The sequence below is a fragment of the Vibrio sp. Evd11 genome, assembly GCF_900382755.1.
Lineage (GTDB): Bacteria > Pseudomonadota > Gammaproteobacteria > Enterobacterales > Vibrionaceae > Vibrio > Vibrio lentus.
In genome coordinates this window covers 53,483-74,191 of the sequence record NZ_OSDX01000018.1, presented here as the reverse complement: position 1 = coordinate 74,191, position 20,709 = coordinate 53,483, and the positions used below count along the sequence as shown (strand labels likewise).

Here is a 20,709-nt window from a genome sequence, read left to right as displayed (position 1 = left end):
GCTGTAAAAACAGCAGGGCCTTGGTATTGAATCTGTCTGACTTAATCAGCGATTACGCTTGGTTAAGTACTTCCGCTAAGCGTTTCACCGCTTCCGTTAATTCTTCTGGGTTGGCATTGGTGAAGTTTAAGCGCAGTGCAGCTTTTGCTTCATCAGCCTTTGGATAGAATACTGGGCTTGGTACAACCGCCACACCATTAGAGAGTAGAGTTTTAGCCAGTTCAAAGGTGTCACACTCTGGGATTTCAACCCAAATGAACATTCCACCATCTACGGATTTTAATACACAGTCAGCAGGCAGCTGTTTTTCTAGCTCTGAAAATAGCACCTCATAACGAGACTTGTACAAAGTACGAATGTTTTCCATATGCAGGTTGAAATCTTCATGTTTTAGAAGACCAACAAGCAGCGCTTGCATGGGTACACTTGAGTGTAAGTCCGCGCCTTGCTTCACTTTGATGAGTGGCTCAAGGTAGCTGCGTTTACCTGTTACCGCGCCAATACGTAGACCTGGCGATGCAATCTTAGAGAATGAACGAAGAACGATAGAGTTATCAGGGCAGAATGAAGAAACCATTGGCAGCTCTGTGCCTGTGAAACGTAGCTCACGGTATGGCGCATCTTCAATGAATGCCACGTTGTATTTGATACAAAGCTCAGCCACTTTTTGACGAGTTTCTGTTGTCCAACAAACGCCTGTCGGGTTATGGAAATCTGGTACGGCATAGAACATCTTTGGCGATTGCTGCGCAAAACACGTTTCTAGCTCGTCTAGGTTAGGGCCAAATTCAGTTTGAGACACAGTCACAATGTTCGCTTGAACCAAACCAAACACTTGCATCGCACCCAAGTAGCTTGGCGCTTCCATCACAACCACATCGTTTGGATCAACATACGCACGAGCAATCAAATCTAAACCTTGCTGAGAGCCAGTACAGATCATTGCTGTGTGAGTCTCTGGCAGTTGGTAGCTTTGCGTAAGGTGATCAAGCAACGGGCCGTAACCCGCAGTAGAACCGTATTGGAAAACTTCAGGCATGTTCGCTAGGTTTTCTAGCGTTGGCTTCATTAAATCGATAGGGAATGTTTTCTCGTCCGGTAAACCACCGGCCAATGAGATGACATTTGGATCGCTTGCGGCTGCGAGGATCTCTCGAATGTATGAAGATTGAATCTGTTGTAATGACTGTGCGATTTCCATGTGTTGTGTCTCGTCGTTTTTCGTTTTTATTCTATCGCTTGATATTACACGGCAATTGTAAAAACAAGCGTGTCCGTTTATGCTCATAAACATGTCCATTTATGCTATTTGAAAAATGTCACGACAACACATATCCCGAATCAATGATGTTCTGTTCCATATTCACCAAGACATCAGCCAGCCTTTGTCGGCAAAAGCGCTCTCCGAGATTGCGGCTTATTCAGAACAACACTTCCACCGCACCTTTAAAAGCGTGGTTGGGGAGTCGCTGCATCAGTACATTCGACGTACTCGAATGGAGTATGCGGCCAATCAATTGATGTTCGATACCACGTCGTCAGTGGTAGAGATTGCCAGTAAATGTGGCTTTAGTTCGGTGTCTTCATTTAGCCGAGCATTCAAAGCGACCTTTAACATGTCGCCGGGCGAGTGGCGTAAACATGATTTACAGATAGCAGAAAAACCCTATTTGAAAGATCCCGAAGTCGCGGCGGGTTATTTGAACGTGGCGCAGCGAGTTTTACCCGAACCGAAGATCGTTGAAACACCGGAGCGCATGGCGGCTTATGTTCGACACACCGGCTATAACCGTTCCATTCGCAACGCATGGTTGATATTGAAAGCGTGGGCGAACTCCGAACAGCGTGACTTTTCAAGTCAGTTTGGTTTGCATCACTCAAACCCTGCTTGGGTTGAAATGGACCAGTGCCGTTATGTGGCGTGTATCGCGATTGATGAGCCGATTAAGTATCGCAGTGTCGTGAACCAGATGGTGATTCCGGGTGGTTTACATGCGGTATTTCGACTGAATGGCCGCTATGGTGAACTGCTACCACAGATCAGTATGGTGTTAGAAAAGTGGCTACCTACGTCAGGTTTCAAGCAGCGCTCAACGCCTGCTTATGTGCATTATCATCAGAATCATTTTCTCAACAGTGAAGAAGTGTTTGAACTCGATTTTTATCTTCCGGTGAGTTTCTACTAACCGACCTAAAGCTACCTATTTGGCTCGCTAGCGCAAATTCACTTAATCGATGGTTGTGGTGTTTTCTTGAATTAAGCTTTGCTCTTTTGTTGAGACGAATTAGCAGTGCCAATGACAACAAGCATTTCTATGTAGGTGAATTAACAGAAAAGCGCTTTGTTGATAATTTACCCCAGTAGATGATGACAACGTACGGATTAAACGATAGCATTCCCTTCTAATTGCAAATAGTTCTTAATATCACTCGTTAGAATATGACCATTACCCACAAAGATTATCTAAAAATCGCTTTCCCTTTCATCATCTCAACGGTGACTCAGCCTCTGCTTGGCGCCGTGGATACCGCCGTGATCGGACAGCTTGGCATTGCTGAACTGATTGGTGGCGTGGCGATCGGTACCATCATTATGAACACCATGTATTGGTTGTTTGGCTTTTTCCGTGTTAGTACGACAGGGCAAAGTGCGATGGCCTTGGGTAAGGGCAATCGCTCTGAGTTAGCGGGCAGCTTGATGCGTCCATTTGTGCTATCTGGTTTGGTGGGTTTGCTCTTCATTTTGATACAGCCGCTCATCTGGCAAGGTGCGATGTGGGTGATAGAACCTGAAGCGAACGTGGCTGAGCACGCGCGCATCTACTTCAGTATTTTGATTTATGGCGCGCCTTTTGTGCTGCTCAACTACACCATTATCGGTTGGTTGATGGGGCAAGCGAAAGCTAAAGAAGTCTTATACACACAAGTGTTTGGTAACGTGTTGAATATTGTCTTGGATGCGGTGTTCGTACTTTATTTCGACTTGGGTGTGGCTGGTGTGGCTTACGCAAGCTTGATTGCACAAATCACTACTTTTGCGATTGGTATGATGCTGGTGATGAAGACGAGCAACATCTCGATCTCTGAGTTCCTGCAAGGCTCGAAGATGACCAAGAAAGACCTTTCGACAATCATTTCATCAAATACTGACCTACTGTTACGCACGATTTGTATCTTAGTATTCTTTAACATGATGGCGCGCACAGGCTCAAAGTTGGGTACCGATGTTCTGGCTGCTAACGCAATCTTGATGCAAGTAACCTTTATTGTGAGTTACATGTTTGATGGTATTGCCAATGCATCGAGTGTGTTCGCGGGCAAAGCGGTAGGGCAGAAGAATCCTTCAATGTTGGACTGTGTGTTAAGGCTTAACTTCCAATGGACAGCCGGTTTTATTGCTGCGCTGACGCTGCTGACCTTGGTATTTAAAGACAGCATTGTTTTCCTGTTTACCGATATCCCAACGCTTGTTGTTCTATACCAAGATATGGCTCCGTGGCTGATTGTGTTCCCGCTGGTGGCTGGTTTTGGTTTGACGGTTTACGGCATCTTTACGGGAACAGGAACCACACGTCCGGTTCGAGACTCTAGCATCGCTACCTTGGCGCTATTCTTGGCTGTACAGGCGTTTTCGGTCGATTTGTGGGGCAATCATGGCCTATGGTTGGCGTTTACTTTGTTCTATCTTGGGCGTATTGCATTCTTGTATCCGTTCATCGCTCAAGTTAAGCGGAAATGCCTTCCAATGACATAAGTAATAACAGCGACCACAAAGCTGAGGTCATATAGAGTCATTACGAAAGCGCCTGACTGTTTCTTGTAGTTAGGCGCTTTTTTGTTTCTAACGGATTGTGACCATAGATGGTTTCACAGGCAAATTTTTTGCGATCTGGCTCAATGTCCGCTTTTCATCATACAGGCTTAATGATAGAGTTGTTATGTTATAACATATACTTATGAGTGCCTGCGTGAACGCCCCACTTTTGTCTGTTGACCGATTAACGATCGAAACCTCTTCGAGAACACTTTTCCAAGATATCCACTTCGATGTGTATCGAGGTGAGCTGTTGGCGATCATGGGTCCATCTGGCATTGGTAAGTCGATGCTTTCACGTGCGATTGCGGGTTTTCTGCCAGAAACGGTCGAGGTTGAAGGTCATATTTCTCTGTCTGGTGAAGCGGTATGTGGTTTGCCTATGCTGCAAAGAACCGCAGCACAACGACCTGCGGTTATCTTCCAAGATGCCCTTCAAGCCTTAAACCCTCTGGTTTCAATCGAAGGTCAACTTAGTTTGGCATTGACGGGGACTCGCACTAAGCCCAAATCACAAGACAAAATTAAACTCATTGAATTGCTAGTACAACTTGGTTTCCCTAATCCTGAAATTATCTTGCCGTTATATCCGAGCCAAATTTCTGGAGGGCAACGCCAACGAGTGTGTATTGCAATTGGCTTGTTGAGTAACGCCGACCTCATTATTGCCGATGAGCCAACCAGTGCGTTAGATCCGGTGACAGAGCAAGAGATACTTAAGCTTATTCGCGACAATGTTAAGCAGCGACAAATCGGTGGCTTGTTGATTACTCATGATCTGCACAGCGCGCTCGCGTGTGACAAGTTGTTGGTGATCGATGATGGTGGAGTGGTGGCTTATGGCGCACCAAAACACGCGCTTGAATCAAGCTCTCACGCTTTCTGCTGTTCATTGAGAGACCTAATCGCATGAGCTCGACCTTATCATTAAATTCAGAAGTCTCGCCGTTAATGCCAGTGATTGATTTAGAAACACAAACTCCGATCGAGATTAAGTTTGAGAATGTCGGTGTTCATTACTACTCAATACCGAGTTGGTTAGGTGGCAAGGCGTTCAAAGCGCTGCAAAACATCGACCTCAATGTTGAAGACAAAAGTTTAGCCATTGTTGGGCGTTCTGGTGCCGGTAAATCTACGCTGATTGAACTGCTGTTTGGCCTTAAAGAGCCGACGGTGGGGCTAATCAGCTTGTTTGGTCATTCGCTGCCAATTCGTAATAGCAAAGTACAAGCCGCGGTGTGCCGCTTGATTCAATTGGTGCCTCAAGAACCCCACACCAGCCTCAATCCTTACTATACCGTTCGACAGATCTTAGCCGAGCCGCTAAGCAACCTAGATGTTTCTGGTAATCATGAAAGCATCATTGAAGAGAGTCTATCGGACGTTGGCTTGCCAGCCACTTTGTTATCACTGAAATCTAATCAGCTCTCTACAGGCCAAGCTCAACGTGTGGCCATTGCTCGGGCGCTTGTCGTTAGACCCGCAGTTTTAGTCGCCGATGAGCCAACCAGCAGCCTTGACCCGGTGAATCGTCAAAGGTTATTGGATTTATTGAATTCATTGAAAAAGAAGCGCGATATGCGCCTTATTTTGGTGACACACGACCTAGGCGCAGCAAAAGCGCTTTGTGAAGAAGTTCTGGTTCTTGACCATGGCGAAATGGTGGAGTTTGGAGCGACCGAACAAGTGATGGGTACACCTGCTCATCCTGCGACTCAGTTGCTGATCGAATCTCAGCCACTATCGAAATCTACTTGTTAACACAACCTTATTTATTACGAAATACAGCTTACAGAGAAAAATAACTATGCGTTTTAATTCAATCAAACTGGCTTGCGCGCTTGCGTTGGCTCTGCCTTTGACTGGCTGTTTTGACTCTCAACCAGAGTCGAGCGATGCCGCAGTAAAATCTGAAATCCGAGTTGCGATGATGCAACCGCCAAGAACCGGCTTGTCACCCCTTTCTGATGACGCTTTTAAGTTATCTCGTTGGAGCACGGCTGAAACATTGGTTAACTTGAGTCCTACTTCGGTAGCACAGCCGATGCTGGCAACGGACTGGAAACAGGTTGATCCATTAACTTGGCAATTTACGGTTCGCAAAGGCGTTAAATTCCACGATGGTTCGACGCTAACGGCAAACTCGGTAGTGAACTCTCTACAAAAAGCTCTTGAAGCAGCACCTAAGCCGCGCATTCTAGATGGTGTAGACCTAGAAGTTAAAGCGATGGACAACTACCGCGTAGAGATCAAAACCAGCTTTGATGACCCTCTTTTACCAAGTCGTTTATCAAGCCCTCAATTAGCGATTCTTGCAGCAAGTGCGTACCAAGAAGATGGTCGTGTGATCCCAACGGGCGCGGGCACTGGTCCATTTGAATTGACTGAAATTAACGGTACAACAAGCGCGAAACTGAAACGTTTTGATGACTACTGGGGTGAGAAAGCGCAGGTTGAATCTGTGATCGCAGAATACGTTCCTAACGGTTTTGCGCGTGCTGCGGCTCTAAGAACCGGAACGGCAGACATCGTTGAAGCGGTACCCGTTTCACAAATCGCGACCATCGATCCGAATCTACTTTACGAAGTGGCAATGCCACGAACCAATACGCTTTACCTGAACAATAAGTCTGGTGTGTTCAGCGAGATTAACCTGCGTAAGGTTGCAGCGGCTGCGGTAGACAGAGAACAGATCGTTAGCACTGTTTATGAAAACCACGCGGATATCGCGCAAGGTCTATTAGGTCCTGCACTTGCTTGGGCTGAGCCAATTCGACCTGAAGGTCAGGCCGTCGATAAAACGCTAAAAGCGAACGGTGAAAGCATTGTTATCGGTACCTTTACCGACCGAGCTGAGCTTCCAGAAGTGGCAGCGCTACTGAAGCAACAGCTTGAAGCGGCTGGCTTCAAAGTTGAGTTAGATATCCGTGAATACGCTCAGATCGAAAACGATGCGCTATCAGGAAAGTTTGATGCGTTTATCCTTTCTCGCGCAACGGTTCTAGATTCGGGTGACCCAGTGGCTTACATGATGAGTGACTTTGGCTGTAAGGGTTCATTTAACCTTGGTCAGTTCTGTTCTCAAGAGGTAGATAAAGCACTGGCTCACGCTGATCTACAACCGCTAGGTGCACTGCGTCAGCAAGCGATCATCGAAGCTGAGCAAAAAATCTTGAATGACTTTGCTGCTATCCCATTGCTTCACGAACGTGTGATTCAAGGTGAAAGCGAGCGCGTAAGCAATGTGGTTCGTGACCCAAGTGAGCGCCGTTTAGTTGACCAAACTACACAGATCAAACAAGTGAAACAGGCTAACTAAATAGATGCTATCTGCTGAGACTCTGCGTCGAACCTTATTTCTCTTGACGCCTTGGTTATCAAGAATCGCCTCACTGATTGTGGTGGTGATTCTTGTTGGCTTGATGCCTGACATTGCGGGTATCGATCCAAGCCAATCCATTCTGCGTGCGAGGGCGGGGCAACAACATTTGCTTACGCCTGAAGCTTTAGCTGCGGTGAGAGCTGACCTTCAGCTTGACCGTTCGGCAAGCGAACGCCTGATCGACTGGATAGGAAGTGCCTTTTCGGGTGACCTAGGGAAATCATGGATTGATGGTTCTTCGGTTGCACTAGGCATTCAAAAGACAGCGTCGACGTCTCTGTTTCTGATGTCGAGTGCACTTGTGATGACTTTCGTGCTGTGCGGTGCAGGCTTACTTGCTACCTTGCGCAGTTGGAAGAAGGGTAAATTAGGGCAGAGTTATAGCAGTTTAAGCACCGTATTAATATCCTTGCCAGAGTACGTGGTGGCCTCGGTATTAATACTGGTGTTCTCTATCTGGTTAGGTTGGCTGCCGCCGTATGGTTGGCAAGGTTGGCAAGACATCTGGCTACCGAGTTTAGCGCTCGCACTGCCCGCCAGTGGCTTGTTTAGTCGTCTACTCAGAGACAGTTTACAACGCGTTTTAAATGAACCTTGGGTGATCACTTGGCTCAGTGCCAACGTTCATTCCAACCAAATTATTCGCTTTGCGCTGAAAAGAGCATTGAGCAGCCTGATCCCACAAATCGCCATGATCGTTATTGGCTTAACGGGTGGTGCGGTTGCGGTTGAGCTTATCTTCTCGATTCCGGGTATCGGGCGCATGATTCTAGGCGCAGTTAAGGCGCAAGATTTACCAATGTTGCAAGGCGGCCTGTTGGTATTGCTGTTGTTTTCAATTGCCGTGAGCAGCATGAGCTTGTTTGTTCAGCAGTTGATTCTGGGTCACAGCCTGAAAAGCGGTAAGCTCATTAGTAGTCACTCTTCGTTTCGCTTTACGCAAAGCCGCACCAAGCGTGCTGTTGCCTTCTCAATATTCTCATTCCTAATTGCGATTGTGGTATGGGCGGCATTTCGTGACCCATACACCAGTCAATTTTCACGTTTAGCTGATCCCAGTTGGCAAGCGCCTTTGGGTGCGGATGGCATTGGCCGAGACTTACTGGCGAGAATCGGCTCGGGTATGGTCTCGACCTTCCAAGCGGGTATCTTGGCAACGTTTTTGAGCTTGGTGACGGGCATCGTCATGGGCTTCAATACCCGCTTTAGCCAAGGCCTTATCGAGATCACTAAGGGCATTCCTTACATCATTGCAGGTCTGTTGGTTGCGGGCTTAACGGGGATGAATCCGAACAGTGCATTAATCGCGATTGTATTGGTATCTTGGGCGCCATTAGCGGCGCACTGCTCAAGTTTAATCGTGGAAGCAAAGGCTCAGCCTTATACTCATCTCGCGCCATTGTGGGGCACCAGCAAGCTTAGAATCTTCCGCTTCTATCTGATTCCTTATGTGATGCCGCCATTGCTAAGACACGCGTTGTTGAGGCTGCCAGTGATTACATTGAGCCTGACCTCGCTTAGCTTCATCGGCTTGGGAGCGAAGCCTCCTGCACCTGAATGGGGTTTGATGATTGCTGAGAACTTACCCTACATTGAACGCGCGCCAATCGCTGTCATGGGACCAATTGTTGGTCTGATTCTGTTAGGTTCTGCAATTAACATGATGTTTGATGATTAACCCAAAGAGTTGGTTGCTGAGGTTTCTAAATTGACGATTCGATTGGGTATTCGATTTAGCATTAATGTTGTAACCTTGAGCCCTGCTTTGTAGAGAAGCTTTTTGATCGGCTCAAAAGCTAAACCGACCCTAGTTAAGTGTTAAGGATTCAACATGTATCTTGTTTTGTATTGCCACAATATTGGTATGACCGATTTTTCATTCTTTGAAACAGAAGATTTTGACAAAGAAGAGGGCTATATCGTGCGAGGTAAATGGCCGAATGAGAAAGCGTTTCGTGATTACTTAACCAAAGAGTTTGGTGACATGAGTGAATTCAAAGTGATCGACTTGATCGCCAAAGGCGCAGAAGCAGAACACTACTCACCAGAAGAGTTGATGCGCCTAACTCAGTAGCCGTTAGCTCAGCAATATCTAGCTCGGTAATACGTTTTAAATCGAATAAAGAAATGGCAGCCTGATTGGGCTGCCATTTTCGTTTTAGGTTAAAGCTAATACCTTTTACATCGTGAATGATGCTGCTGCGCAACCTCGTCCACCAAATACAAGATGGATTGATACGGAATGCCACTGTGATGCGACAAACCGATCTCACAGGTTCGGCTGTTACTAAAGCCGCGAGTGCAGTTGCTTGGTACTTGTTCTTTGAGTGGGTGTACCGCCGCTTCATTCAGCTCTGGAGTGGTAAAACCTTTGTCACCCGCCCAACCACAGCATTGAATATGCTCAGGAACAATCACCTCTTCGGTACAGGCTTTAGCAAGGCTCAACATCGCGCCTTCCAAACCCATTCGACGAGAGCTACAAGTCACATGCAGCATCACGGTTTCTTGCAGCGGCTCAAGTGTCAGGTGCTCAAGGAGGTATTGATTCACAAACCCTGTCGGCTCTAATACCTCTAACGGTTTGGTGAACTGTTCAATACTGCGTTTAGCACATGGGCTGGTGTCCATTAATACTGGGTATTCACCCTGACGACTGGCCTGCCACAACACTTCTTCGAGCTGTTGCGCTTTAGATTGGGCTAAATCGGTCATCCCTTTGCTGTCGTAAGGCATGCCACAACATTGGTCGTCTAGCTTCTTCGGAAGAATTACCTCAAATCCGGCTTTATTAAGTAAAGACATGGTCACTTCAGTTAGAGGACGTTGGTCGCCCGCATCACTCTGTTGTCCCATGGTGCGACTCGCACACGAAGGCAGGTAAACCACCTTCTTATGATTGCTTGAGTTTTCTGCCGTCACTGGTGATGAGGTTAGCGAATGACTGTTGGATTGCGGCATCTCCGGCATCCAAACCGGTGTCGCGCCTTTAGTCATTGAGCGCAGGCCGTTGGTTAGCTTGCCGACGGTATTTGCGCCTAATACTTTACTCGCCACTTGGTTGGTTTTGAGGCCGGCCTTGGTAAGTTTAGTGGTGGTCGAGAAATGATCCGCTGTCCACTTAGCGATTGGCGTAAATTTCTCGTACTTGGCAATACGAAGCTTCTTAATTAAATCACCGGTGTTGATTCCCACTGGGCAACGCTCGGCACACAGGCCGGTTGCGGCGCAGGTATCAATACCTTGATATTCGAAGGTTTTTTCTAGTTCGCTTGCTTCTATTTCTTCACCCGCAGCACGGCGGCGTTGTAACTCGCGGTACAGCACGATACGTTGGCGTGGCGATAGGGTTAAGGTACGAGACGGACAAACAGGCTCACAGAAGCCACATTCAATACAGCGGTCGACAAGGTCGTCAGCAGCAGGCATTGGCTTCAAATTGGTGATGTGTGAATTTGGATTGTCGTTAATAATAACGCCGGGGTTGAGCAGTCTTTCTGGATCAAACAAGGCTTTGATTTGTTGCATCAAGACGTAGCCATCTTTACCCCATTCTAGCTCCACATAAGGCGCCATATTACGGCCAGTGCCATGCTCTGCTTTCAGTGAACCTTGGTATTTCACCGCGACCAGTTCGGCAACGTCATCCATGAAACCGCCGTAGCGATCGATTTCTGTTTGGCTATCAAAGCCTTGAGTAAACACAAAATGCAGGTTGCCTTCGAGGGCGTGACCAAAAATAATCGCTTCGCTGTAGTCGTATTTATCGAACAGCTCTTGCAGCTCTCGAATACCATTAGCAAGGTTTTCGACAGGGAAAGCCACGTCTTCAATGATAACGGTAGTGCCAACTTCACGAACGGCTCCAACCGCAGGGAACATACCTTTACGGATGCCCCATAGGGTTGCGACTGTCTTTGGATCGGAAGTGAAAGGCACCGATTCAACAATCGTGTACTCAGTCAATGCGTCCAAAATTGATTTACATTGTAAATCTAAGTCCGTCTGGGAGCTGGCGTGTGATTCAACCAAAATCGCTGCGGCTTCTAAGTCCAAGCTTGGCATAAATGCAGGCATACCCGGTTTGTCAGCTACTGAACGAAGTGCTCTGCCATCCATCAATTCCACCGCAGCAACCGGCGTTTTTGATAGCGTAGTAACGGCTTTACTGGCTTGTTCGATGTCTGCAAACACCAACAGCGCTGAAGCTTTATTCGGGTGTTCGATAACCGTGTTGTAAGTGATCTCAGCGATGAAGCCTAGCGTGCCTTCAGAGCCAATCATCAGGTGTTTGATGATCTCAATTGGGTCGTGGTAATCGACCAAAGCATTCAGAGCGTAGCCAGTGGTGTTTTTGAGTCGGTACTTGTGGCGGATTCTGTCTGCGAGTTCTTGGTTTGAAGCTGTCTGTTGGTGTAATTCAACAATGCCTTCAAACAGTTCTTTGTGTGATTGCTTGAATGCCTCAACACTTGCGTTATCAGCCGTATCAAGCAGGGAGCCATCACTCAATACGATTTTTATGCTCTCAACGGTGCGATACGAGTTTTGCGCAGTACCACAACACATGCCACTGGCGTTATTCGCTGCAATACCACCGATTTTACAGGTATTGATAGAGGCTGGATCTGGGCCGATTTTACGTTGGAAAGGAGCAAGGTATTTGTTGGCATCTGCGCCAATCACACCCGGTTGCAGGATGATCTGATTGCCGTTATCTACGATTTCATGACCACGCCAGTCATCGGTCAGTGTGATGAGTACCGAGTCTGAAACCGCTTGTCCTGACAGGCTGGTGCCCGCGGCGCGAAAGGTAAAATGAATACCGAGTTCACGGCAACTTTGAATGGTGAATATCACTTCGTCTAAGTTCTTGAGCCTTAGAACCATTTTCGGCACCAAGCGATAAAAACTCGCATCGGTGCCGTAAGCCAAGCGCTTTGCCTCTTGAGTGACAATGCGTTCTGTTTCTATTCTTTGAGCCAGTATCGCTTCAAGCTGCTGATAAGCTTGTGCGTCTATTACTCGCTCATGGGATGTGTTTGTCTCCATCTTTGCTTCCTTGTGCTTCTTAATTGGCACTGGTTAGGGCGTGTTGACCTTTCGTGGTTAAATTTTGTTCGAGATAAAAGCGTTTTAATCGCGGCGAGGGGGAAGTAGCCTAGCACTCTAAGCAAATCCCCCTCAACAAAGAGTAAAACGCTTTTAGCCGAACCCTTCGGGCAGCGTTTGCTGGCCATTTTTACTACGTTATCGGCTTCTCATGTAGGCTAGCTACACATCGACGCCTCTGCCTTGTATAAATACCCAGCAACTCGCTGCAAAAATCAGCTCGAAAGATCAACACGCCCTAGCTTTTATATTATTTTCCAGTGCTTAAACGGTGTCACAACGGCAGTGGAATTGCTGTGACACCGATTGAACTTCAGTCTAAGTAGACCAAAGCATTAATCCGAATCTGAATCGTGGAGGCTTAATCTAGCCCCACCAGAGAATCACGGGTTAAGTCTTTGATTGTCTTGGCGCCAGTTAGAGTCATCGCAACGCGCATCTCTTTGTCGTAAAGGTCGAGTAGGTTCTCAACACCTGCTTGTCCTTGCGCTGCTAACGCGTAGACGAAAGAGCGACCAAGCAAGGTGCAGTCTGCGCCCATCGCCATCATGCGAACTACATCTAAGCCAGTACGAATGCCAGAGTCGACCAGAATCTTGGTGTCGCCTTTTACCGCATCTGCAATCGCAGGCAGTGCCTTAGCACTTGATAGAACACCATCAAGCTGACGACCACCGTGGTTTGAAACTACGATACCGTCTGCACCAAATCTCACGGCGTCTTTTGCATCTTCTTCATCAAGAATACCTTTGATGACCATCGGGCCGTCCCAGAAATCACGGATCCACTCTAGGTCTTTCCATGAAATCGACGGGTCGAAGTTGTCACCCAACCAACCGATGTAGTCTTCCAGTTTGGTTGGAGAGCCACGGTAAGTAGAGATATTGCCAAGATCGTGTGGCTTGCCTAGTAGGCCAACATCAACGGCCCAACTAGGATGACGCATAGATTGAAATACACGACGAATTGCTGCGTTTGGACCGCTCATTCCTGAGTGCATGTCACGGTAACGAGCGCCAGGTACAGGCATATCCACCGTGAAGACCAGTGTTGTTACGCCTGCCGCTTTGGCACGTTCCAATACGTTCTTCATGAAGCCACGATCTTTTAGTACGTAAAGTTGGAACCACATTGGGCGCTCAATCATAGGTGCGACTTCTTCGATCGGGCATACCGACACGGTCGACATTGTAAAAGGGATGCCTTTATTGTCTGCGGCTTTAGCAGCTTGTACTTCGCCACGTCGTGCGTACATGCCTGTTAGACCAACGGGTGCTAATGCAATTGGCATCGCGAGCTTTTCGCCAAACAACTCGGTTTCTAAATTTAGGTCCGACATGTCATTGAGGACACGCTGTTTGAGCGCGATCTCTGCAAGATCGGCCGTGTTGCGGCGTAGGGTATGTTCTCCGTAAGAACCGCCGTCAATGTAGTGAAAAAGAAACGGTGGTAATTTTGCTTTTGCTGCGGCGCGGTAATCAGTCGATGCGGATATGATCATAATTTCAGTCCTAAATTCTTGGGATGTTGCCCTTCTATGAGAGCTTGGCTTGGGCTGCTTTAATTCTTAATAAAATGGCGTTAATACCCGAGGGTGTTGATGTGTTTTAGTATCCATTCCGAAACTCATCAACTGTCTTATTAGACGGTGTTGCAGTCGGGGAATTGAGTATTAACGCCAAGTGCTTTTGTAACGACTTATGGGTTTACATAAGTGCGTCTGTCATTTTGAAACCGTAGACAACCACTAGGCCAATGATTCCGGTCATTACCAGGTAGTAGAACGTTGGGATAATGGTTTTACGTAACGTTGCGCCTTCACGTCCTAGTAAGCCAACGGTTGCTGATGCGGCGACCACGTTGTGAATAGCAATCATGTTACCGGCAGCTGCGCCAACAGCTTGTAGAGCAACAACTACAGCACTAGAGATAGACAGCGTTTGTGCTACTTCGAATTGGAACTGGCTGAACATCATGTTTGAAACGGTGTTCGAACCAGCAATGAAAGCACCTAACGCACCGACGGTTGCACTTAACGCTGGGAATGCGCCGCCGACTAGGTCAGCTGCAAAGTTTGCAGTGGTTACAGGCATACTGGCTAAATCTGCGCCGTTCACGCCTGAGTTAATGAAGATACGAACCATTGGGATGGTGAACACCAACACAAAGCCAGCGCCTATTAGAGTTTTGCTCGACTCACCAAAGGCTTTAGCCAGTGGTGTTGCGCTGCGTGATTGCATTAGAACAGCAACCAGTGCGACGAATACCAAGATACCGCCAGGTAGATACAGAGGTTGAATCGCTGTACTTACGCCTGTCTCGCCAAGGATGTTGCTGAATGAAAGGCTAACGCTCTTAAGCAGGCCTTTGAACTCAGGGCTAACACGGCTAGCAACTAGAGTGACAGCGAGCAGCACGTAAGGTGCCCATGCCATCGCCATGCTCATTTTCTTATGGCTTTGGTTGTTGTCATCAAGGTCGATTTTCAAAGAACCTAACCATTCTGCTGGCCACTTGTCTTCGCTCTCAAAATCCCATTTTGATTTAGGTACTAGGAAGCCGCGCTTTGCTGCTGTTACAACAATCGCAAGGCCAACCAAACCACCAATCAGTGATGGGAACTCAGCACCTAAGAAAACACCTGTTAGTGCGTAAGGAATAGTGAAAGCAGCACCTGCGAACAGTGCGAACGGCAGGATATCAAGACCTTCAGTCCAGCTTTTGTTCTTACCGAAGAAGCGAGTCAGCATCATCGCCATCAATACAGGAATCATCACACCAACGCAGGCGTGGATGATCGCAACACTTGATGTGATCTGTTGTAGGTAAGCATCCCATGTTGAGCCATTGGCGATCAGGCTTTCACCGATTTTGTGCGTATCCAAGCCTTTGTTTACGCCAACGATGATAGGTGTACCAACTGCGCCGAACGATACCGGCGTAGATTGAATCATCATACCCATCAGTACCGCAGCTAATGCTGGGAAGCCGATTGCAACCAGTAAAGGAGCGGCGATTGCAGCCGGTGTGCCGAAGCCTGATGCCCCTTCAATGAATGAACCAAAACACCAAGCGATGATGATCGCTTGCACACGACGGTCTGCTGAGATGTCAGTAAAGCCGTTGCGGATGGTGGTGATAGCTCCAGTGTGTTTTAAAGTGTTTAATAAGAAGATGGCGCCAAACACAATCCAGAGAACCGACACCGTAATGCCAAAGCCTTGGAATACTGAAGCTAACACGCGAGTGCCAGACATATCCCAAGCAAATAGGGCAATAGCAACGGTTAATGCAAATGCCACTGGCATCGCTTTTTTCGCTGGCCAGTTAAGGCCAACCAGCAGAATCGCTGCAACAACTATTGGCGAAAAGGCCAATAAAGCTAGTAGAGTTTCACTCATGGGTACTTCCTCGTACTTGTTTTCAAACGTTCATGTTTGAAGTGAATAACACGTCATTAGTTTTGTAGGTGTAATCTGAATCTCATGGATTCAATTGTTGTAATTAGAGTCGCTTTATTTGTAACCGATGTGATTGCAAAAGCTGTTTTTGTAATTGTTTTGTTAATTTGGCGTGAATTTACCCCTTTATTTTTTATTGATATAGGGAAATAATGAAAATAATTAATTCCAAAATTGGCATAATCAAATGCGAGCAGACGATTTGATCCTGTTTTCACAGGTAGTAGAGCTGGGTAGTTTTAGTAAGGTGGCAGAACAAAATAACCTTACAAATTCGGTAGTTAGTAAGAGAATTGCGCGTTTGGAAGAAGAGATTGGCGTGCAGCTATTATATCGAACCACACGTAAATTGACCCTGACCGAGGCGGGTAAGGCAATGTTACACGGAGCCAAAAATGTGAAGCAGGCGGCTCAAGAGGCTATGGACGCAGTTTCAGGCTTTGGTGAAAATGTCAGTGGTCATATCAAAATGTCAGTGCCTACTATCTCCGGAGATTTGATTCTCGCAGACGCTGTTGCCGAGTTTTGTAATATGCACCCAGGTTTAACAGTCGATATGTCTCTTAACAATCGATTTGTTGATTTGGTTGAGGATGGTCTCGACTTGGTCATTCGAACCGGTTACTTGGAAGACTCAAGCCTTATTGCCCGTCATATATTGGATTCACAATGGGTGGTGTGTGCCTCGCCGTCTTATATCGCTAAGAACGGTAAGCCGATGCAGCCCAAGGATTTGGTCGAGCACAATTGCTTGCAATACGCTTATCAAACGACAGGCGCCAGTGAGTGGCAGTTCTTACACAGTAAGGATGGCTGTACCGACAACGACAAATACATCGTGCGCGTTTCTGGCTCTTTCTCTACCGATAACGCGACGGCATTAAGAAAGGCCGCTTTGGGCGGTCATGGTGTGGCGTACGTGCCACGTTGTCTGGTGTATCACGATATTCGAAACGGCCAGCTGGTGGACATCTTCCCTGATTTAGTCGGTAAAAAGCTGGGTATTTATGCGGTGTACCCGTTTACGCGCCAGCCACCGAACAAGATTAAGTTATTGATTGAACACATCAGAACGCGTTATCTGACGATTTCACATTATTTTTAATAAGGATCACGATGAGCTATTTAAAAGAGTATCAATATCCAGTCACCAACAAACAGATCGTCAGCGATGACTATTTCGGTCAGATAATCGAAGACCCATATCGCTGGTTAGAAGACGACAGAAGTGACGAAACCGCGCAATGGGTGGCGAGTCAAAATGAAGTCACATTCGATTACCTTGCTCAAATCCCGTATCGCGCAGAACTGCGAGAGCGATTAGCGAAAGCGCAAGACTACAAAAAGAGCTCACAACCGTTTGTGCGAGGGGATTACACCTATTTCTATAAGAATGATGGACTGCAGAATCACAGCATTCTTTATCGTCAGAAAGAAGGTCAGTCGATTGAAGTGTTCCTAGACCCGAATACCTTCTCGGAAGATGGCACCACATCACTGGGCTCGGTGTCGTTTTCGAAAGATTACAGCCTAGTGGCATACAGTATTTCAGAGGGCGGAAGCGACTGGCGTAAGATCTTTGTTATTGATACCGAGACTAAGCAGCAGCTTGAAGTCGAAATCACAGACGCTAAATTTACCGGCATTTCTTGGTTGGGTAATCGCGGCTTTTATTACTCTAGTTACGACAAGCCCGACGGCAGCCAGCTTTCTGCACGTACCGAACAGCACAAACTTTACTTCCATGAGTTGGGTACAGAGCAAGCTAGCGACAAGGTGATTTTTGGTGAGAATAACACCGAGCAGCACCGTTATGTGTCGGGTTACACCACCGAAGATGACCGTTACTTGATCATTCTAGGGCGAGAGTCGACATCGGGTAACAGACTGTTCTATATCGATTTAAACTCACCAGAACAAAAGCTGAATACGCTGATTGATCATGTGGATAGCGATACTTATCTTATCGATAACCAAGATGAGACCTTCATTTTATACACCAATCTTGATGCGCCTAATGGCAAGGTGGTGAGCTTTGATACTCGCGATGGGAAATGGCTCGAAATCATCCCTGAAAAGCCACAGCCATTGGATATCAGTACGGGCGGTGGTTACTTGTTTGCCCACTACATGGTCGATGTGGTGTCTAAGATTGAGCAGTTGGATTACCAAGGTAACCTAGTTCGTGAAATTCATTTGCCTGGGCTGGGAACGGCCAGTGGCTTAGGTGGAAAAAACGAGCAAACTCAGCTTTATTACACCTTTACCAACTATGTAACGCCGCCAACGATTTTCTCTTTCGATGTCGAATCAGGCAATTCTGAAATCTACCAACGCTCTGAGTCTCCGTTTGAGTCGGATCAATTTGAGTCTAAACAAGTCTTCTATACCTCGAAGGATGGCACCAAGGTTCCGATGCTTATCTCTTATAAGAAGGGATTGGTGTTAGATGGCAATAATCCAACTATGTTGTACGCCTATGGTGGCTTTAACGTTAGCCTAACGCCTTCTTTCTCGGGCACGGTTGGCAGTTGGCTAGAACTGGGTGGCGTATATGCGGTGCCAAATCTGCGTGGCGGTGGTGAGTATGGTAAGGCGTGGCACAAAGCCGGAACTCAGCAGAAAAAGCAGAATGTCTTTGACGACTTCATTGCTGCTGCCGAGTTCTTAATCGCAGAAAACTACACCAGTAGCGATAAGTTGGCGATTCGCGGCGGCTCTAACGGAGGCTTGCTGGTAGGCGCTTGTATGACTCAAAGGCCAGAGCTTTTCCAAGTGGCTTTACCTGCGGTTGGTGTGTTGGACATGTTGCGTTACCACACATTCACGTCTGGCGAAGGTTGGGCGTACGACTATGGCACATCCGCGCAAAATAAAGAGATGTTCGAATATCTGCTTGGCTATTCTCCGGTTCATAATGTGGTGCGCGGCACGGATTATCCAGCAACTCTGGTGACGACTGCCGATCACGATGACCGCGTGGTACCTGCTCACTCTTATAAGTTCATCTCAGAGCTGCAAGATAAGCATGAAGGCGGTGCGCCCGTGATGATTCGTATCGATGTTAATGCGGGCCATGGTGCTGGAATGCCGCTGAGTAAAGCGATCGACCTCACTGCTGATATCTACGCATTTACCCTGTTCAATATGGGAATAGAGTCCCTAGGTTCAATCTAGAAAATACTTAATTTTAGATAACTGGGTATTTGACTCAGTCCAAAAAGCCTCAAAATCTGCCTTAGATTTTGAGGCTTTTCATATAGATGAAAATCAATCAAATTCACATCCAATTCTCTTTGTTTTTCTACACCCTTTTCCGTGATAGCCGCCACCATTACTGATGAAATGAAAGCGATTTCAAGCTGATATATCACGCATGTTTGTTCATAACTTATTGATCTGAATGCAGTAGTTTTCCCCGTAAATTTTCTAAAAGTTTCATGACATTTAAGCTGATTTATCAGTGTGAACAGCGACCAACTTTTCAACTCTTTCATTGCTTAATATTTCCCTGTTCGATGAAAACTCAAAAAAATAATAGGGAATTACAATGCAAAAATTTAAGCTTTTGCCAATAACGGTCGCAGTGGCGGCTTCGCTTGCTTCACTCTCTTCTTTCGCTGCAGAAACGGATCTTGCTGCTCTAGAACAACGAATCCAAGAGTTGGAATCTCAGGTTGGAGACATCAAGTACACTGATGACCAACAACAAGCGGTTCTAACTTCAGAAACGAATGTGCCAGATGGCATTGTCTTCTCTGGTTACGCTCGTTACGGCGCTCACTACAAAAGTGGTGATGAGCGTTACGTAGACATCGGTACAACAGGCCGTTCTGTCGGTCGTTTAGGTAACGAAGCTAATGGTGGCGAGGTTCAGCTAGCTAAGCTTTTCGAAGCTGACAATGGCGCTATCTGGGACATCGTATTCATGGCTGACCACTGGGAAGCTGACGCTTGGGCTGACGACGGCGGCTTGAGCATGAAAAAAATGTACGCTGGTGTAACCAATGTATTTGAAAGCCAACCAGAACTTTACATGTGGGCTGGTCGCGACTTCCATCAACGTCCGCAACAAGGTTTGAACGATTACTTCTGGATGACACACGATGGTCAAGGTGCTGGCTTTAACAACTTAGATTTCGGCGGTGCGAAGCTAGATATGGGCTTTGTAGGCCAAGTGAAAGGCGGCCTCGTAAATGACAACGGTCGATACGCAATTACTTCTAAACTTCACTCAATTAACGCGGGTATCGGCCAACTAGACCTCTATGCTAACTATGGTTTTGCTTCAGATGAAGCAGACTCAGACGTAGCGGGTGATCCAAAAGTCAGTGATGAAACGGCATACCTAGTAGGTGCAACATTAGGTTTGGGTGAGTCTAACAAGCTGGTTGTTAAGTATGGTGACGGTGCAGATTCATCGGTATATGACCTTAAAGGTGATTATCAGACTTTGTATGCAAGTGTTGAGGGTAGCTACGCGGCATCTGAACAGTTCATCATCGATTACTTAGTGTCTTACAAAGACAATTCTGGCTCAGACTTAGATCGTGAGAATACTGAATACGCGGGTATCGTTCGTCCACAATACCAATGGGATGATGTTCATTCTACTTGGTTAGAAGCGGGCTACGGCATGGTTGATTACGATGACGACGGTGAAGAGAACGCGTGGAAAGTAACTCTGTCTCAAAACGTTTCTCTAGGTGGCTTACCTTGGAGCCGTCCAATGCTTCGCTTCTACACAACCGTGGGTGATGTAGAAACGAAAGGCAACACAGTGAAGACAACCAATGTTGATACATTGTCGTTCGGCGCAATGTTTGAAGCTTGGTGGTAATCAACAGATAGAAAGAGCAACGCTTTGAATTAGGCATATTTTCAAAGCGTTCATGTTGAAATAGCCATACGTTACAAATAGTAAGTACATACTGTCCATT

15 protein-coding genes are annotated in these 20,709 nt (G+C 46.8%); 10 read left to right on the top strand and 5 right to left on the bottom strand.

The genetic code is table 11. The features are described from left to right. Positions 1–52 precede the first annotated feature (52 nt). The gene (locus ED652_RS10310; RefSeq protein ID WP_122054679.1) at positions 53–1,201 is read right to left on the bottom strand and encodes a PLP-dependent aminotransferase family protein; all 1,149 of its coding nucleotides are present in this window, start codon (positions 1,199–1,201) and stop codon (positions 53–55) included. 115 nt (positions 1,202–1,316) lie between these two features. On the opposite strand from ED652_RS10310, the gene ED652_RS10305 reads away from it, so the two are divergent. From ED652_RS10305 to ED652_RS10275, 7 genes are all read left to right on the top strand, one after another. Beyond that, the gene (locus ED652_RS10305; RefSeq protein WP_017111368.1) at positions 1,317–2,186 is read left to right on the top strand and encodes a GyrI-like domain-containing protein; all 870 of its coding nucleotides are present in this window, start codon (positions 1,317–1,319) and stop codon (positions 2,184–2,186) included. Between the two features lie 254 nt (positions 2,187–2,440). Next, positions 2,441–3,754 carry an MATE family efflux transporter gene (locus ED652_RS10300; RefSeq protein WP_122054677.1) on the top strand — a complete coding sequence of 438 codons (1,314 nt, stop codon included), beginning with the start codon at positions 2,441–2,443 and terminating at the stop codon, positions 3,752–3,754. A gap of 214 nt (positions 3,755–3,968) precedes the next feature. Continuing rightward, positions 3,969–4,727: an ATP-binding cassette domain-containing protein gene (locus ED652_RS10295; RefSeq protein WP_122054676.1), complete on the top strand. Its 759-nt coding sequence runs from the start codon at positions 3,969–3,971 to the stop codon at positions 4,725–4,727. Then, entirely contained in the window at positions 4,724–5,575 is an 852-nt protein-coding gene (locus ED652_RS10290) for an ABC transporter ATP-binding protein (RefSeq protein WP_122054674.1), read from the top strand. Before ED652_RS10295 ends, ED652_RS10290 begins: the two co-directional genes overlap by 4 nt. Positions 5,576–5,621: 46 nt before the next feature. Next, complete coding sequence (locus ED652_RS10285; RefSeq protein WP_122054672.1) at positions 5,622–7,133, top strand: ABC transporter substrate-binding protein; 1,512 nt, start codon at positions 5,622–5,624, stop codon at positions 7,131–7,133. A gap of 4 nt (positions 7,134–7,137) precedes the next feature. After that, positions 7,138–8,874 (top strand): ABC transporter permease subunit, encoded by a 1,737-nt coding sequence (locus tag ED652_RS10280; RefSeq protein ID WP_122054671.1) that lies wholly within the window; start codon positions 7,138–7,140, stop codon positions 8,872–8,874. Positions 8,875–9,027: 153 nt separating this feature from the next. Then, positions 9,028–9,270 carry a hypothetical protein gene (locus ED652_RS10275; RefSeq protein WP_122054669.1) on the top strand — a complete coding sequence of 81 codons (243 nt, stop codon included), beginning with the start codon at positions 9,028–9,030 and terminating at the stop codon, positions 9,268–9,270. Between the two features lie 95 nt (positions 9,271–9,365). On the opposite strand, the gene ED652_RS10270 is transcribed toward ED652_RS10275, so the two are convergent. From ED652_RS10270 to ED652_RS10250, 3 genes are all read right to left on the bottom strand, one after another. Then, positions 9,366–12,248, bottom strand: a complete 2,883-nt coding sequence (locus ED652_RS10270) for an FAD-binding and (Fe-S)-binding domain-containing protein (protein WP_122054667.1) — start codon at positions 12,246–12,248, stop codon at positions 9,366–9,368. A 421-nt stretch (positions 12,249–12,669) separates the two neighbouring features. Further along, the gene (lldD, locus tag ED652_RS10255) at positions 12,670–13,809 is read right to left on the bottom strand and encodes an FMN-dependent L-lactate dehydrogenase LldD (RefSeq protein WP_122054666.1); all 1,140 of its coding nucleotides are present in this window, start codon (positions 13,807–13,809) and stop codon (positions 12,670–12,672) included. Between the two features lie 205 nt (positions 13,810–14,014). Next, positions 14,015–15,709, bottom strand: coding sequence for an L-lactate permease (locus tag ED652_RS10250; RefSeq protein WP_122054664.1), 1,695 nt, complete (start codon positions 15,707–15,709; stop codon positions 14,015–14,017). A gap of 247 nt (positions 15,710–15,956) precedes the next feature. On the opposite strand from ED652_RS10250, the gene ED652_RS10245 reads away from it, so the two are divergent. After that, complete coding sequence (locus ED652_RS10245; protein ID WP_009846145.1) at positions 15,957–16,874, top strand: LysR family transcriptional regulator; 918 nt, start codon at positions 15,957–15,959, stop codon at positions 16,872–16,874. Positions 16,875–16,885: 11 nt separating this feature from the next. Further along, the gene (locus ED652_RS10240; RefSeq protein WP_122054662.1) at positions 16,886–18,946 is read left to right on the top strand and encodes a prolyl oligopeptidase family protein; all 2,061 of its coding nucleotides are present in this window, start codon (positions 16,886–16,888) and stop codon (positions 18,944–18,946) included. On the opposite strand, the gene ED652_RS10235 is transcribed toward ED652_RS10240, so the two are convergent. Further along, entirely contained in the window at positions 18,943–19,266 is a 324-nt protein-coding gene (locus tag ED652_RS10235) for a hypothetical protein (RefSeq protein ID WP_122054661.1), read from the bottom strand. The genes ED652_RS10240 and ED652_RS10235 overlap by 4 nt on opposite strands. 53 nt (positions 19,267–19,319) lie before the next feature. Between ED652_RS10235 and ED652_RS10230 the strand changes: the two genes are divergently transcribed. Further along, a complete protein-coding gene (locus ED652_RS10230; protein ID WP_102291500.1) occupies positions 19,320–20,609 on the top strand; it encodes a carbohydrate porin in 1,290 nt (429 codons plus the stop codon). The last annotated feature ends 100 nt before the right edge of the window (positions 20,610–20,709 follow it).

Coding starts and splice junctions, on each gene's coding strand:
- ED652_RS10310 (WP_122054679.1), bottom strand. CDS start 1,201: ATGGAAATCGCACAGTCATTACAACAGATTCAATCTTCATACATTCGA.
- ED652_RS10270 (WP_122054667.1), bottom strand. CDS start 12,248: ATGGAGACAAACACATCCCATGAGCGAGTAATAGACGCACAAGCTTAT.
- ED652_RS10285 (WP_122054672.1), top strand. CDS start 5,622: ATGCGTTTTAATTCAATCAAACTGGCTTGCGCGCTTGCGTTGGCTCTG.
- ED652_RS10275 (WP_122054669.1), top strand. CDS start 9,028: ATGTATCTTGTTTTGTATTGCCACAATATTGGTATGACCGATTTTTCA.
- ED652_RS10240 (WP_122054662.1), top strand. CDS start 16,886: ATGAGCTATTTAAAAGAGTATCAATATCCAGTCACCAACAAACAGATC.
- ED652_RS10305 (WP_017111368.1), top strand. CDS start 1,317: ATGTCACGACAACACATATCCCGAATCAATGATGTTCTGTTCCATATT.
- ED652_RS10290 (WP_122054674.1), top strand. CDS start 4,724: ATGAGCTCGACCTTATCATTAAATTCAGAAGTCTCGCCGTTAATGCCA.
- ED652_RS10235 (WP_122054661.1), bottom strand. CDS start 19,266: ATGAAAGAGTTGAAAAGTTGGTCGCTGTTCACACTGATAAATCAGCTT.
- ED652_RS10300 (WP_122054677.1), top strand. CDS start 2,441: ATGACCATTACCCACAAAGATTATCTAAAAATCGCTTTCCCTTTCATC.
- ED652_RS10230 (WP_102291500.1), top strand. CDS start 19,320: ATGCAAAAATTTAAGCTTTTGCCAATAACGGTCGCAGTGGCGGCTTCG.
- ED652_RS10250 (WP_122054664.1), bottom strand. CDS start 15,709: ATGAGTGAAACTCTACTAGCTTTATTGGCCTTTTCGCCAATAGTTGTT.
- lldD (WP_122054666.1), bottom strand. CDS start 13,809: ATGATCATATCCGCATCGACTGATTACCGCGCCGCAGCAAAAGCAAAA.
- ED652_RS10280 (WP_122054671.1), top strand. CDS start 7,138: ATGCTATCTGCTGAGACTCTGCGTCGAACCTTATTTCTCTTGACGCCT.
- ED652_RS10245 (WP_009846145.1), top strand. CDS start 15,957: ATGCGAGCAGACGATTTGATCCTGTTTTCACAGGTAGTAGAGCTGGGT.